Source organism: Sphingosinicella humi, from assembly GCF_003129465.1.
In the GTDB taxonomy this organism is placed as follows: domain Bacteria; phylum Pseudomonadota; class Alphaproteobacteria; order Sphingomonadales; family Sphingomonadaceae; genus Allosphingosinicella; species Allosphingosinicella humi.
Window position 1 is genome coordinate 2205370 of sequence record NZ_QFFF01000001.1, and the last position, 13396, is coordinate 2218765.

Annotated in this window: 14 protein-coding genes; 9 read left to right on the top strand and 5 right to left on the bottom strand. The window is 66.5% G+C overall.

Annotation, left to right across the window (positions count from 1 at the left end; all coding sequences use genetic code 11):
* The first annotated feature begins 74 nt into the window (after nt 1–74).
* The 6 genes from plsY (at nt 75) to DF286_RS10985 (ending at nt 5575) form a co-directional block, all read left to right on the top strand.
* On the top strand, nt 75–680 hold the full coding sequence (plsY, locus tag DF286_RS10960) for a glycerol-3-phosphate 1-O-acyltransferase PlsY (protein ID WP_243444802.1): 606 nt from the start codon (nt 75–77) through the stop codon (nt 678–680).
* Nucleotides 673–1773 (top strand): DNA-processing protein DprA, encoded by a 1101-nt coding sequence (dprA, locus tag DF286_RS10965; RefSeq protein WP_109271466.1) that lies wholly within the window; start codon nt 673–675, stop codon nt 1771–1773. The genes plsY and dprA overlap by 8 nt, the downstream gene beginning before the upstream one ends.
* A gap of 72 nt (nt 1774–1845) precedes the next feature.
* Nucleotides 1846–4395: a type I DNA topoisomerase gene (gene topA / locus DF286_RS10970; protein WP_109271467.1), complete on the top strand. Its 2550-nt coding sequence runs from the start codon at nt 1846–1848 to the stop codon at nt 4393–4395.
* A gap of 10 nt (nt 4396–4405) precedes the next feature.
* Complete coding sequence (locus DF286_RS10975; RefSeq protein ID WP_243444803.1) at nt 4406–4900, top strand: FKBP-type peptidyl-prolyl cis-trans isomerase; 495 nt, start codon at nt 4406–4408, stop codon at nt 4898–4900.
* 46 nt (nt 4901–4946) lie between these two features.
* Nucleotides 4947–5177, top strand: coding sequence for an AbrB/MazE/SpoVT family DNA-binding domain-containing protein (locus DF286_RS10980; protein WP_109271468.1), 231 nt, complete (start codon nt 4947–4949; stop codon nt 5175–5177).
* Nucleotides 5174–5575, top strand: a complete 402-nt coding sequence (locus DF286_RS10985; RefSeq protein ID WP_109271469.1) for a type II toxin-antitoxin system death-on-curing family toxin — start codon at nt 5174–5176, stop codon at nt 5573–5575. Before DF286_RS10980 ends, DF286_RS10985 begins: the two co-directional genes overlap by 4 nt.
* On the opposite strand, the gene DF286_RS10990 is transcribed toward DF286_RS10985, so the two are convergent.
* The 5 genes from DF286_RS10990 to ubiE are packed head-to-tail and all read right to left on the bottom strand — an operon-like array spanning nt 5572 to nt 10268.
* On the bottom strand, nt 5572–6333 hold the full coding sequence (locus tag DF286_RS10990) for a HesA/MoeB/ThiF family protein (protein ID WP_109271470.1): 762 nt from the start codon (nt 6331–6333) through the stop codon (nt 5572–5574). The two genes, DF286_RS10985 and DF286_RS10990, sit on opposite strands and share 4 nt — an antisense overlap.
* Nucleotides 6330–6773 carry a dUTP diphosphatase gene (dut, locus tag DF286_RS10995; RefSeq protein WP_109271471.1) on the bottom strand — a complete coding sequence of 148 codons (444 nt, stop codon included), beginning with the start codon at nt 6771–6773 and terminating at the stop codon, nt 6330–6332. The genes DF286_RS10990 and dut overlap by 4 nt, the downstream gene beginning before the upstream one ends.
* Complete coding sequence (gene coaBC, locus DF286_RS11000; protein ID WP_109271472.1) at nt 6760–7956, bottom strand: bifunctional phosphopantothenoylcysteine decarboxylase/phosphopantothenate--cysteine ligase CoaBC; 1197 nt, start codon at nt 7954–7956, stop codon at nt 6760–6762. Before coaBC ends, dut begins: the two co-directional genes overlap by 14 nt.
* A 4-nt stretch (nt 7957–7960) precedes the next feature.
* A complete protein-coding gene (gene ubiB, locus DF286_RS11005) occupies nt 7961–9493 on the bottom strand; it encodes a 2-polyprenylphenol 6-hydroxylase (protein ID WP_109271473.1) in 1533 nt (510 codons plus the stop codon).
* A 46-nt stretch (nt 9494–9539) separates the two neighbouring features.
* Nucleotides 9540–10268: a bifunctional demethylmenaquinone methyltransferase/2-methoxy-6-polyprenyl-1,4-benzoquinol methylase UbiE gene (gene ubiE / locus DF286_RS11010; RefSeq protein WP_109271474.1), complete on the bottom strand. Its 729-nt coding sequence runs from the start codon at nt 10266–10268 to the stop codon at nt 9540–9542.
* A gap of 61 nt (nt 10269–10329) precedes the next feature.
* On the opposite strand from ubiE, the gene mutM reads away from it, so the two are divergent.
* The 3 genes from mutM to dnaA all read left to right on the top strand — a co-directional run bounded on the left by mutM (nt 10330) and on the right by dnaA (nt 13316).
* Entirely contained in the window at nt 10330–11142 is an 813-nt protein-coding gene (gene mutM, locus DF286_RS11015) for a bifunctional DNA-formamidopyrimidine glycosylase/DNA-(apurinic or apyrimidinic site) lyase (protein WP_109271475.1), read from the top strand.
* A 97-nt stretch (nt 11143–11239) separates the two neighbouring features.
* On the top strand, nt 11240–11503 hold the full coding sequence (gene rpsT / locus DF286_RS11020) for a 30S ribosomal protein S20 (RefSeq protein ID WP_109271476.1): 264 nt from the start codon (nt 11240–11242) through the stop codon (nt 11501–11503).
* Nucleotides 11504–11906: 403 nt separating this feature from the next.
* Nucleotides 11907–13316, top strand: coding sequence for a chromosomal replication initiator protein DnaA (gene dnaA / locus DF286_RS11025; RefSeq protein WP_109271477.1), 1410 nt, complete (start codon nt 11907–11909; stop codon nt 13314–13316).
* Nucleotides 13317–13396: the final 80 nt, after the last annotated feature.

Genomic DNA, 13396 nt, shown 5'->3' on the forward strand with positions numbered 1-13396 from the left:
AATAAACCTCATTAATCCAAATTCTTGCGCGGGCGTGATTTGCTGGTAGGCTGAAGCTTTCGGGGGATTGTTCCGTGACAGTCGAAACGTGGGCCGCGCCGCTTCTGTCATTGCTGCTCGGCTATATTTTGGGATCGATCCCTTTCGGCGTCCTGCTGACGCGGCTCGGCGGAGCGGGGGACCTGCGTTCGATCGGCTCTGGCAATATCGGCGCGACCAACGTGCTGCGCACGGGCCGCAAGGAACTGGCGGCGCTGACCCTGCTGCTGGATGGCGCCAAGGGGGCGGTCGCGGTCATCATCGTGCGGGAGCTGTTTCCGGGCCACGAGCAGATGGCGGCGCTGGCCGCGCTCGTCGGCCATCTCTATCCGATCTGGCTTCGCTTCAAGGGCGGCAAGGGCGTGGCGACCTTCTTCGGCCTGATGGCGGCGCTGCATTGGGAGTCGTCGATCTTCTTCGCCGCGCTGTGGCTGGGGACGCTTTCGCTGACGCGTTTCTCCTCGGTCGCGGGAATGTCGGCCGCGCTGATGGCGCCGGTCGCGGCCGCGGCTTTCCTGCGCTTCGATCTGGCGCTGCTCTATCTCGGGATGGCGCTGCTCGTCATCTGGAAGCATCGCGCCAATGTGGAGCGGCTGATGGCCGGCACCGAGCCGCGGGTTGGCGGCACCAAGGATGCTTGAGCGGTCCGCGTCGGAAGACCAGATCGCGCGGCTGCGGCTGATCCGCTCCGACAATATCGGCCCGATCACCTATTCTCAGCTGCTCGCGCGCTTCGGTTCGGCGAGCGCGGCGCTCGACGCGATCCCGGATCTCGCGGCACGCGGCGGCGGACGCGCGCCGAAGCTCGCTCCCCGCGCAGCGATCGAGCGGGAGATGGAGACGGTGGAAGCGCTGGGTGCGCGCTACCTCTTCCTGGGACAAGGACTCTATCCGCCGCTTCTGGCCGAGTTGGAGACGGCGCCCCCCGCGCTCGTTGTGAAGGGCCACTCGACGCTCCTCGACAAGCCGGCGATTGCGGTGGTGGGTGCGCGCAACGCGTCCGCGGCGGCCTGCCGCTTCGCGCGGGCGCTGGCGCGAGATCTTGGCGAGACGGGGGTGGTCGTCGTCTCGGGCCTGGCGCGGGGCATCGACACGGCGGCGCATGACGGAGCGCTGGACGGCGGCACCGTCGCGGTCATCGCCGGCGGAATCGATGTCGTCTATCCCCCCGAAAATGCGGAGCGGCAGGCGGCGATCGCCGAGCGCGGCCTGCTCGTCGCGGAGCAACCTCCGGGGACGGAGCCGCGGGCCCGCCATTTCCCCTATCGCAATCGGATCATCGCCGGGCTGGCGCTGGGCACGGTGGTGGTCGAGGCGGCGCCGAAATCGGGCTCGCTGATCACGGCGCGCTATGCGGCGGAGTTCGGCCGCGACGTGATGGCCGTTCCGGGATCGCCGCTCGATCCTCGCGCGCAGGGCTGCAATCAACTGATCCGCGAAGGCGCCATCCTGATCCAGAATGCCGACGACGTGCTGGAGACGATCCGGCCCTTCCACCTCCGCCCGGTAGCGCAGCGGCGAGCGGTCTATGAAGGGCAAGTCTCCGATCCGAGCGTCGGCGACGCGGAGCGCCGCGCCGTGCTGGGTCTGCTCAGCCCCACGGCCGTCCCGGTCGATGAGATCCTGCGCCAGTCGGGGCTCGCGCCCGCGATCGTGCAGACGATCCTGCTCGAGCTGGAACTGGGCGGACGGCTCGAGCGTCACGCCGGCGGCAGGGTGAGTCTCGCCGGCTGAAATCCGCTTGACGCCGGCTCGCCCGCATCACCACCCTACGCGTACACGCATGAAGGACCTGTTGAACCGTTTATGAAGCTTGTCGTCGTCGAATCGCCCGCCAAGGCCAAGACCATCGAAAAATATCTGGGGGGCGGCTATCGCGTCCTCGCCTCCTACGGCCATGTGCGCGACCTGCCGCCCAAGGACGGCTCCGTCGACCCGGACCAGGGCTTCGCCATGGAATGGGAGACCTATGGCGACAAGGCGAAGCAGCTGAAGGCCATTACCGATGAGGCCAAGAAGGCCGACAGCCTGATCCTCGCCACCGACCCTGATCGAGAGGGCGAGGCGATCAGCTGGCATGTTCAGGAAGTGCTTCAGAAGCGAAAGGCGCTGCCGGCCCATGTCGAGCGCGTCACCTTCAACGCCATCACCAAATCCGCCGTGAGCGATGCGATGGCCAAGCCCCGCGCGCTCGACGAGGATCTGATCGACGCCTATCGCGCCCGCCGGGCGCTGGATTATCTGGTGGGCTTCACCCTGTCGCCGGTGTTGTGGCGCAAGCTGCCCGGCGCCAAATCGGCCGGGCGGGTCCAATCGGTAGCGCTGCGTCTGATCGTCGATCGCGAGCGCGAGATCGAGATGTTCCGCGCGCGGGAATATTGGAGCGTCTCCGCCACGCTGGAGGCGGACGGCACCGAGTTCCTCGGCCGTCTCGTCCGCTACAAGGGCGAGAAGCTCGATCGGCTCAGCATCGGCGACGAAGGCACGGCGATGGCCGCCAAGGCCGCGGTCGAGGCCGGCCGGTTCACCGTCCAGACGGTCGAGACCAAGCCGCTCACCCGCAATCCCCCGCCGCCCTTCACCACCTCGACTCTGCAGCAGGAAGCGGCGCGCAAGCTCGGTTTCTCGGCGAGCCACACGATGCGCATCGCCCAGCAGCTCTACGAGGACGGCGCCATCACCTACATGCGGACCGACGGCGTGCAGATGGCCGAAGAGGCGATCTCCGCGGCCCGCAAGGCCGTGGCGAGCCGCTATGACGCCGGCTACGTGCCGGACAAGCCGCGCCATTACCAGACCAAGGCCAAGAATGCGCAGGAGGCGCACGAGGCCATCCGCCCGACGGATTTCAGCCGCGACCGGGCCGGCTCGGGCGATCATGCCCGGCTCTACGACCTCGTCTGGAAGCGCGCTCTGGCGAGCCAGATGGCTTCCGCGCGGCTGGAGCGCACGACGGTCGAGATGGTCGACGGAACGGGCCAGACGGCGCTGCGCGCCACCGGCCAGGTCGTCCTCTTCCCCGGCTTCCTCGCCTTGTACGAGGAGGGCCGCGACGACGAGCAGGACGAGGAGAGCCGCCGCCTGCCGCGCCTCAAGGAAGGCGACGCACCGGCCAAGAAGGCCGTCCATGCCGAGCAGCATTTCACCCAGCCGCCGCCGCGCTATTCCGAGGCGAGCCTGGTCAAGAAGATGGAGGAGCTGGGCATCGGCCGTCCCTCCACCTATGCCGCGACGCTCCAGACGCTGAAGGATCGCGATTACGTCACGGTCGAGAAGAACCGCTTCTTCCCGGCCGAAAGCGGGCGCCTGCTGACCGCGTTCCTGGAGCGCTTCTTCGAGCGCTACGTCTCCTATGATTTCACCGCAGGGCTCGAGGAGGAGCTGGACGATATCTCCGGCGGCCGGGCGGACTGGCAGAAGGTGCTCGAAGCCTTCTGGCGCGACTTCAAGCCCAAGACGGCCGAGATCATGGAGCAGAAGCCGTCGGACATAACCGCGGCGCTCGACGAGTTCCTTGCGCCCTTCCTGTTCCCGCCCAAGGCCGACGGCTCCGATCCGCGCCTCTGCCCGGCCTGCGGCGAGGGGCGGCTCGCGTTGCGCGGCGGCCGCTTCGGCGCCTTCGTGGCCTGCTCCAACTATCCCGAATGCAAGTTCACCCGCCGCTTCGCCCAGGGCGGGGAGGGCGTCGCCGAAGACACCGGTCCCGAGATTTTGGGCCAGCATCCCCAGACCGGCGAGGACATCACCCGCAAGAGCGGCCGGTTCGGACCCTATATCGAGATGGGGAGCGGCAAGGAGGCCAAGAGATCCTCGATCCCGAGGGACGCGGGCGAGCTCGATCTCGACCTGGCCGTGAAGCTCCTGTCGCTCCCGCGGACGATCGGTAACCATCCGGAGACGGGCCAGCCGATTACGGCCAGCATCGGCCGGTACGGGCCCTATCTCGCCCATGAGGGCAAATATGCGAAGCTCGGCTCCACCGCCGAGGTGTTCGAGACTGGCATGAACGCCGCGGTCGCTAAGCTGGCGGATGCGGCGAACAGCCGGGGCCAGGCGCGCGGATCGCGCGAGCCGCTGAAGGTGCTTGGGCCTCATCCCCGGACCGAGGCGGAGATCAAGCTGATGGAAGGCCGCTACGGTCCTTACGTGACCGACGGCACGACCAACGCGACCCTGCCGAAGACGATCGCGCCCGATCAGCTGACCCTGGAGGAAGCCGCTCAGCTGATCGACGATCGCGCCGCCAAGGGGCCGGCGAAGAAAGGCCGGAAGAAGGCGCCGGCCAAGAAGGCGGCTCCCAAAAAGGCGGCCGCGAAGAAGGCGCCCGCAAAGAAGACCGGCGCCAAGAAGAAGTGAAGGGGCGAATATGACAGGGTTCAAGACCATGCTGGCCGTCGTCGGTGCCGCCGGCCTCGTCTCCGCGCTGGCGGTGGCGCAGGCGCCGAAGCATGATGCGGAATGGCATAACGCGCAGGCGCTCTACCTCATGGAGCTCAAGAGCGAGGAGGGGTGGGCTTCGACGGCCAGCGGCCTCCGCTACCGCCGCGTCAAGGAAGGACCGGGGGATGCCCGCCCGAGCCCCACCGACACGGTCACGATCCACTATACGGGCCGCTTGATCGACGGCACCGAGTTCGACAGCTCCGTCTCGCGCGGCGAGCCCACCACCTTCCCGCTGCCCAAGCTCATCAAAGGATGGCAGGAAGGCGTGCCGCTGATGACGGTCGGCGATACCTACGAATTCGCCATTCCATACCCCCTGGCTTACGGCGCCAAGGGGAAGGGCCCCATCCCCGGCGGCGCGACCCTGCTGTTCACGATCGAGCTGCTCGGCATAGGTGAGGCCGGCGGGCAGTCCTGAACTTCGTTGGCTTGGATGATCGCGCCTTAAATGTTATAACAGGCGTATGAACAAGCCGCTGAAGCTCATACCGATCGGCAACTCGACCGGCGTTATCCTCCCGAAGGAAGTCCTCGCGCGACTCCGCGTGGGGCAGGGAGATGCGTTGTTTCTGAGCGAGGCGCCGGAAGGCGGGTATAGGCTGACACCATCAGATCCCGACTTCGAACGTAAGATGGCGGCCGCGGAGGATATCATGAGGTCCGATCGGGACATCCTTCGCGTGCTTTCTAAGTGAGCGACGCCACAGGCGATCAGCCAGACTGGATCGATCTCGATCTGACCCTTGCGATCCATGATCGCCAGCTAGCGGAGCATGGCGGCGGAGCCGGACTCCGGGACATTGGAATGCTCGAGTCTGCGCTTGCCCGTCCGGTGAACAGCTGGAACTATGGCGAGCCCGACTTCGCGGCGTTGGCAGCGAGCTACGCCTTTGGAGTCGCTCGCAATCATCCCTTCGTAGACGGCAACAAGCGAACCACCTGGGTCCTCGCGCGCCTGTTCCTGCGGCTTAACGGCCAAGCTCTGGAGTTCGACCCGGCTGACGCTATCGCAGTGATGCTCGGTCTGGCCGCGGGTGAAGTTTCCGAAGACAATCTCGCCCAATGGTTCCGCGATAGGATCGTAGCGGCCTAGGAGGGCTTCCCGCAGGTCTTGCAGGCGGGGTCCTTGGTGATGCGCACCGTGCGCATTGCGGGGGTTATTCCGTTGAAGATGTGGAGCTTGCCCGCCGCGTCCGGGCCGAAGTCTACGATGTGGCGGATCGCTTCCATGGCGGCCCAGCTTCCCATGATGCCCGGTATCGCCCCCAGCACGCCGAGTTCCGAGCAACTGTCGCAATCATCGGAGTCGAAGGCGTCGCCGACGAAGCAGCGGTAGCAGGGCTGGTCCGGCTCCCAGCCGCGGAAGGTGCCGATCTGGCCCTGGAACTGCCCGATCGACGCGGAGACGAGCGGGATTCGCAAGGCCACGCACGCGTCCGCGACGGCGAGCCGCGTCGCGAAATTGTCCGATCCGTCGATCACGATATCCGCGCCGTCCAGCAGCGCCGCCGCATTGGCGGGCATGATACGCTGGCGGACGGCGCGCGCGTCAACGTCGGGATTGAGGCCCGTGGCGACGGCGGCGGCGCGTTCGGCCTTCGGCGCGCCCACGTCCGCGGTCGCGAACAGGGTCTGGCGGTGGAGGTTGGAAAGGCTCACCACATCGTCGTCGATGATGGTCAGGCGGCCGACGCCGGCAGCGGCGAGATACTGGATGACGGGCGAGCCGATGCCGCCCGCACCGATCACCGCCATATGCGCGGACAGCAGTCGTTTCTGCCCTTCGCCGCCGACCTCGCGCAGCACGATGTGACGGGCGTAGCGGTCGAGCTGGAGATCGGTGAGCGTCACCGGCCGGTCGAGCCGAAGCCCCCGGCACCGCGCGCCGTGTCGTCGAGCTCCGCCACCTCGGCGAAGACAGCACGCTGGACAGGGGCGGGGACGAGCTGGGCGATGCGCTCCCCGCGCGCGATCTCGAACGGCTCGGAGCCCAGATTGGCGAGGATCACCTTCACTTCGCCGCGATAGTCGCTGTCGATCGTGCCGGGCGTGTTGAGGCAGGTGATGCCGTGCTTCAGCGCGAGCCCGGAGCGCGGCCGCACCTGCACCTCGTAGCCGTGCGGGATGGCGATGGCGAAGCCGGTGGCGACAGCATGGCGCGCGCCAGGGGCGAGCGTTAGGCTCTCGGCGGCGACCACATCGAGGCCGGCGGCATGTTCGGTGGCGTAGGAGGGAAGCGGAAGGCCCTCTGCGTGGGGCAGGCGTTTTACTTCGATTTCAATCGAGTGCATCGGCAATCCTGTCGGCAAGGCGGCGGGCAACCTCCTGCTTGGGCGCTTGGTCCCAGCTTTCGACGCCCGTTTCGGTGATGAGGTGGATGGCGTTATTCTCGCCGCCCATGACGTCGCCGGAGACGTCGTTGGCGATGATCCAGTCGCAGCCCTTGCGGGCACGCTTGGCCTGCGCTTCGGCGACGACATTGTCGGTTTCGGCCGCGAAGCCGACGATAAGGCGCGGGCGATCGGGGCGGCCAGCGAGGCCGGCGAGGATGTCGGGATTTGGGTGCCAGCTGAGGGACGGGGGACCGTCGCGCTTCTTGAGCTTGGACGCGGCGGCATCGACCCGCCAGTCGGCAACCGCAGCGACCAAGACGGCGGCATCGGCGGGCAGGGCCGCGGCGACAGCGGCCTCCATCTCGCGCGCGGTCTCGACATCGCTCCGGTCCACGCCGGCAGGGGTGGGCAGGCTAACCGGCCCAGCAATGAGCGTCACCCGCGCGCCCAAGCCAGCCAGCGCGCCGGCGATGGCGAAACCCTGCTTGCCTGAAGAACGATTGGCGATGACGCGGACAGGATCGATCGGCTCATGCGTGGGCCCGGCGGTGACGATGATGTGGCGGCCCGCCAGCTTTCCCGCACTTGTCCGCTCAGTCCGACCGGAGACTTGCTGATCGATGGCCGCGAGGATGCGTTCCGGCTCCGGTAGCCGCCCCGGGCCATATTCGCCGCAGGCCATGTCGCCCTCGTCCGGCTCCAGCACGGTGATGCCGTCGCGGCGGAGCTGGGCGACGTTGCGCATGGTCGCCGCATGCTGCCACATGCGCACGTTCATGGCGGGCGCGGCCAGGACCGGCTTGTCGGTGGCGAGGAGCAATGTGGTGGCGAGATCGTCGGCGATGCCGGCGGCCATCTTCGCCATCAGATCGGCGGTGGCCGGGCAGACGACGACCAGGTCTGCCGCCCGCGAGAGCTGGATGTGCCCCATCTCGACCTCGTCCTTGAGATCGAACAGGCTCGTATAAACCTTGTTCTCGGAGAGCGCCGCGAGCGTCATGGCCGTCACGAACTGCTGTCCGCCCTCCGTCAGCACGCAGGTGACTTCGCCGCCGGCCTTTCGGATCAGCCGAACGAGCTCGCAGCTCTTGTACGCGGCGATGCCGCCGCCGACGATGAGGAGGACGCGTTTTCCCCGCATCTCTTCAACTTAGGAGCCACACGGCCCCGGCGCCAGTCGCGGCGGCGACTGCGGCGGTCAGCAGATAGCGCCAAACGCGCATCGGCTGGACGACGACGATGTCGGGAAGCGGCGGCGGGGGTGGGGCGGCGCCTGGCGCGGGATAATGGAGTTCGATGCGCCGGATGAGGTCGGGGAGCCTGCGCAGGGTGCGGAAGTTCCGGATCAGCGCGTCGGCGACGGCGGCCTCGGGGCCCATTTCGCTTCGCAGCCATTCGCGGAGGAACGGCTCGCTCGTCTCCCACATGTTGATGTCGGGATCGAGGGCGGTAGCAACGCCTTCCTCCATCACCATCGTCTTCTGCAGAAGCAGCAGGTGGGGCTGCGTCGGCATGTCGAAATCGCGCGTGATGGTGAACAGGCCGTCCAGCATCTGGGCGACCGAAATCTCCTTGACCGGCAGGCCGCGGATCGGCTCGCCGACGGCGCGGAGGGCGGTGGCGAATTCCTCGACGCTGTGGTGAGGCGGGACATATTGCGCCTCGAAATGGATCTCGGCGACGCGCCGGTAATTGCCGGTGATGAGGCCGTAGAGGATCTCGCCTAGCCACACTCGCGCTTGGCGGTCGATCCGGCCCATGATGCCGAAATCGATGGCAGCGAGGCGGCCGTCGGGGAGAGCGAAGAGATTGCCCTGGTGGAGGTCGGCGTGGAAGAAGCCGTCGACCACCGCCTGGCGCAGGAAAGCGCGGACAAGGATCGCCGCGAGTTCCTTGAGGTCATGGCCGGCGTCGATGAGAGCCTGGCGGTTCGTGAGCTTGATGCCGTCGATCCATTCGAGCGTCATCACCCGCCGGGCCGTACGGGTCCAGTCGATCTGCGGAACGTAGAAGCCGCTCTCGGCCTCCATCCCCTCGCGAAGCTCCGAGGCGGAGGCCGCCTCGCGGCGAAGGTCGAGTTCGCGCAAGGTCCACTGGCGGAATGTCGCAACGACGAGGCGGGGGCGGAGCCGCGCCGCTTCCCCGCCCATCGCCTCGACCTGCGCGGCGGCCCACTCATAGGTGTCGATGGCGCGGGCGAAATCCTCCTCGATATTGGGGCGGAGCACCTTCACCGCGACATGGCGGCCGTCGGTGGTGACGGCACGGTGGACCTGGGCGATCGAGGCGGCGCCGATCGGCTCGGGGTCGATCTCCAGGAAGAGCTGATCGACGGGCTTTTCCAGCGCCTGCTCGATCGAGGCATTGATCTGCTCGAAGGGGGCTGGCGGCAGTCGGTCCTGGAGGAGCTGAAGGTCGTGCGCGGCTTCCTCGCCGACGAGATCGGGCCGGGTCGCCAGCGCCTGGCCGAACTTGATGGCGGCCGGACCGAGCTCCTGGAACGCCTCGCCATAGGTCGGCACCTTCGGCACGCGCGCGCCGAAGCGGGCGATCCGGGCGAGCCGACGGACGGGGGCGGGCGTGTTGATGTCGTGCTCGATGCCGCGCAGCGCGCCGTGGCGCGCCAGCACCCGACCCCATTTGAGGAGCCGCCAGATATGGATGGCGGGAGAGGTCATGACGATGTGCCCCGGCGAAAGCCGGGGCGCGACACGCTGGAGCGCATCACGTCTTCCAGCCGCTATGGATGGCGACTGCACCGCCGAGAATCGGATCCACGGTCACCTGGGCAAAGCCGGCCGCCTCGATCATCCGCTTGAAGGTCGGCATGTCGGGGAAGCGGCGGATGGACTCGACGAGGTAGCGATAACTGTCCTCGTCGCGCGCCACCGCCTTGCCGATCTTCGGCACGACGTCGTGGCTGTAGCGGTCGTAGAGTTGCTTGAACCCGGGCCAGGTGGTCGTCGAGAATTCGAGGCACAGGAAGCGGCCGCCGATGCGGAGCACACGGTACGCCTCGGCCAACGCCTTGTCGATATGCGTCACGTTCCGAATGCCGAAGGCAATGGTATAGGCATCGAACGTCTGATCGGGGAAGCTCAGCGCCTCGGCATTCTCCTCGGCCCAGAGCAGGCCTTCAATGCCGCGTCGTTTCACGCGTTCGCGGCCGACGGCGAGCATCTCGGGATTGATGTCCGCGACCGTCACCTGCGCGCCCCGCTCGGCGATGCGAAAGGCGATGTCGCCGGTGCCGCCGGCCATGTCGAGGATGTGTTGGCCGGCCCTGGGCTTCAGCTTGGCCACGAACTGATTCTTCCAGATGCGGTGCATGCCGGCCGACATGAAATCGTTCATCAGGTCGTAGCGCGAGGCGACGTTCGAGAAGACGCCGCGCACCCGCCGCGTCTTTTCCTCCGGGGGAACGTCCTCGTAACCGAAAGAAAACTTGTCCATGGCGCGAGCCTCTAGCAGGGGTTGTGCATGATGTGCAGCCACGATCTCATGCCGAAACGACATGCCTGAGCTTCCGGAAGTCGAAACCACGGTCCGAGGACTTGTTCCCGTTCTGGAAGGGCGGCGGCTGGTGTCGATCGAAGCGCGAAGGGCGGACCTGCGCTACGCCTTCCCGCCGGACCTTCGCCAGCGACTGACCGGTGCCCAGGTGACGGGGCTAGGGCGGCGCGCAAAATATGGCCTCATCGATACCGATCGCGGCGACACGATGATCTTCCACCTCGGCATGTCGGGCAAATGGAGGATCGACCCACAGGAGATCGGCGCGCACGACCACCTCCTGCTTGAGACCGACGAGGGGAGGCGGCTCGCCCTCAACGACCCGCGCCGCTTCGGATCGATCGATCTCGTGCCGACGGAGAGGTTGGCGAGATTCCCAGCCTTCGCCAAAATGGGCCCGGAGCCGCTGAGCGACGCCTTTTCGGCGTCCTATCTGTCAAGGGCCCTCGAGGGTCGAATCGCGCCGATCAAGGCACTCCTCCTCGATCAGCGCATCGTGGCGGGGCTCGGCAACATCTATGTTTGCGAGGCGCTCCACATGGCGAAGATCGCGCCGAGCCGCGCCGCGGGGCGAATATCGAAGACCCGACTTGTCGCATTGGTGGACGCGGTGAAAGCGGTGCTGGTCTCTGCGATCGACGCGGGCGGTTCGTCCCTTCGCGATTATGCCCGGCCCAACGGGGATCTCGGCTATTTCTCGAGCCAGTGGCGCGTCTACGGAAGGGAAGGGGACGCCTGTTCGTGCGGCGCGATGATTCGCCGGCGGACCGACAGCGGCCGCTCGACCTTCTATTGCGCCCGATGCCAGCGCTAGGCGGTTGACCATCCGCCTCTGGATGCGTAGAGAGCGCGCCTGACCGGTGCGGCCCGATTCCGCGCCGTTTTCATTTTACCGATATGAGGCACTGACGATGGCGAATACGCCGCAAGCAAAGAAACGCATCCGCCGCAACAATCGCCGGGCGGAGGTGAACGGCGCGCGCGTCAGCCGCATCCGCACCTTCGTCAAGCAGGTCGAGGCCGCCCTCGCCGCCGGCGACAAGGATCAGGCCAAGGCCGCCTTCCAGAAGGTGCAGCCTGAGCTGGCTCGCGGCGTCGCCAAGGGCGTCGTCCACAAGAACACCGCGGCGCGGAAGATTTCTCGCCTGTCAAAGCGGGTCGCGGCGCTCGGCTGAGCTCTTTTCCCGGACTGAAACATGATAGCCCGCCGATCCTGGATCGGCGGGTTTTTTCATGTCCAAGCGAACGAAGATCGAACCCCTAGGATTCCCCGCGATTCGCGTTTTTTCGTTACAGTCGGGTTACAATTTGAAGACCTTGAAAAGCCGCGAAAATCGGCGGTTTTCCGCGCCAGCCGCTCTTTTGCGTGTCAACAGCCTTTATTTCACCTGCGTTAAATTTTCACCGTTGATCGGGCGCTGATCCATTTCCTACAACGTCCATTCCGACGGACGAATCCCGACGGAGCAAGACGGCATAACGGCGTACCGAGTCGGCGGCACAGGGTGTCAGCCGTGGGGGGAGTTCGTTTGCCATTGAAAAGCCGCCACGAGCGGCAGAGACGGAGGGGGTGCTCGCGTGAAACAGACGCCGGCCAGCGGGGCAGCTTTTGCAAACCAGAAGGACGTCGCCGATCCGGTCGCGGCCGCATGGGAGCAAATCCGGGCCGGCCTTCGCCGCGATTGCGGCGCGCGGACGTTCGACGGCTGGCTTCGGCCGATCGCATTGGCCGGATTCGATCCGGATTGCGGAACCGTGAGGCTGGAACTCCCCTCCCAGTTCATGGCCGACTGGGTGCAAACCCATTTCGCGGAGCGACTCCTGCTCGCCTGGCGGTCGCTCCTGCCCGCCGTCCGCCATGTCAGCATCGGCGTCGGCGCCGCTGCCCAGCGCACCGCCGCACTCGCTGAAATCCCGGCCGCGCCGGAGCCGACTTCCGAAGCCGATGAAGGGGACGGGCTCTATTCGGCATCGCTGGAATCCCGCTATCGGTTCGACACCTTCGTCGTCGGCAAGGCCAACGAAGTCGCCTTCAACGCCGCCCGCACCCTCGCCACGGCAGAGAATGTCGCCTTCAATCCGCTGTTCCTTCACGGCGGCACCGGTCGCGGCAAGACGCACCTGCTGCATGCCATCGGGCATGAGTTTCGCGCGCGCCGGCCGGGCGCCAAGGTCGTCTACATGTCGGCCGAGAAGTTCATGGTCGAATTCGTTGCGGCCCTGCGCGCCAACGAGACGATCCAGTTCAAGCAGCAGCTCCGCTCCGCCGACCTGCTGATGATCGACGACGTCCAGTTCATCGCCGGCAAGGAATCGACCCAGGAAGAATTCTTCCACACGATGAACGAGATCATCTCGGCCGGACGGCGGCTGGTGATCAGCTCCGATCGCGCACCTCAGGATCTGGACGGCATCGAGCCGCGCATCCTCTCGCGCCTCTCCTGGGGTCTCGTCGCCGACATCAACGCGGCCGACCTCGAGCTTCGCCTCAACATCATCATCAAGAAGCTGGAATCGCTTCCGGGCGTCGCGGTGCCGCAGGAAGTGGTGATGTTCCTCGCCAAGAGGATCAGCTCCAACGTCCGCGAGCTGGAGGGCGCGCTCAACCGGATCGCCGCCTATGCGATGATGAGCGGCCGGACGATCGATCTCGATTTCTGCAACGAGGTGCTTGCCAATATCCTGCGCGCCCATCAGCGCCGCATCTCGATCGACGAGATCCAGACCCGCGTGTCCGATCATTATCGTATCCGCAAGGCGGAGATGACTTCGGCTCGCCGCGCCCGCGAGGTCGCCCGGCCGCGCCAGGTGGCGATGTACTTATCCAAACAGTTGACACCTCGGTCGCTGCCCGAAATTGGACGGCGCTTCGGCGGGCGCGATCACACGACCGTGATCCACGCCGTCCGCCAGATCGAGAAATTGCGGCAGAGCGATGCCGAGCTCGACGCCGATATCCGCCTTCTGACGCGCCAGTTGGAAAGTTAGGGCGGGGGGCCCAATGGGAAGGGGAGGGACGGTCGCCCGTTCCTCCCCTTCTTTTTGTCAGGAAGAAAATAGCCCTCGTC

What these genes read in the sequence shown, in the direction of transcription:
- coaBC (WP_109271472.1), bottom strand. Translation starts at nt 7,956, where the DNA reads ATGCGGGGAAAACGCGTCCTCCTCATCGTCGGCGGCGGCATCGCCGCG.
- mutM (WP_109271475.1), top strand. Translation starts at nt 10,330, where the DNA reads ATGCCTGAGCTTCCGGAAGTCGAAACCACGGTCCGAGGACTTGTTCCC.
- rpsT (WP_109271476.1), top strand. Translation starts at nt 11,240, where the DNA reads ATGGCGAATACGCCGCAAGCAAAGAAACGCATCCGCCGCAACAATCGC.
- dut (WP_109271471.1), bottom strand. Translation starts at nt 6,773, where the DNA reads ATGCACTCGATTGAAATCGAAGTAAAACGCCTGCCCCACGCAGAGGGC.
- topA (WP_109271467.1), top strand. Translation starts at nt 1,846, where the DNA reads ATGAAGCTTGTCGTCGTCGAATCGCCCGCCAAGGCCAAGACCATCGAA.
- dprA (WP_109271466.1), top strand. Translation starts at nt 673, where the DNA reads ATGCTTGAGCGGTCCGCGTCGGAAGACCAGATCGCGCGGCTGCGGCTG.
- ubiB (WP_109271473.1), bottom strand. Translation starts at nt 9,493, where the DNA reads ATGACCTCTCCCGCCATCCATATCTGGCGGCTCCTCAAATGGGGTCGG.
- DF286_RS10980 (WP_109271468.1), top strand. Translation starts at nt 4,947, where the DNA reads ATGAACAAGCCGCTGAAGCTCATACCGATCGGCAACTCGACCGGCGTT.
- ubiE (WP_109271474.1), bottom strand. Translation starts at nt 10,268, where the DNA reads ATGGACAAGTTTTCTTTCGGTTACGAGGACGTTCCCCCGGAGGAAAAG.
- DF286_RS10975 (WP_243444803.1), top strand. Translation starts at nt 4,406, where the DNA reads ATGACAGGGTTCAAGACCATGCTGGCCGTCGTCGGTGCCGCCGGCCTC.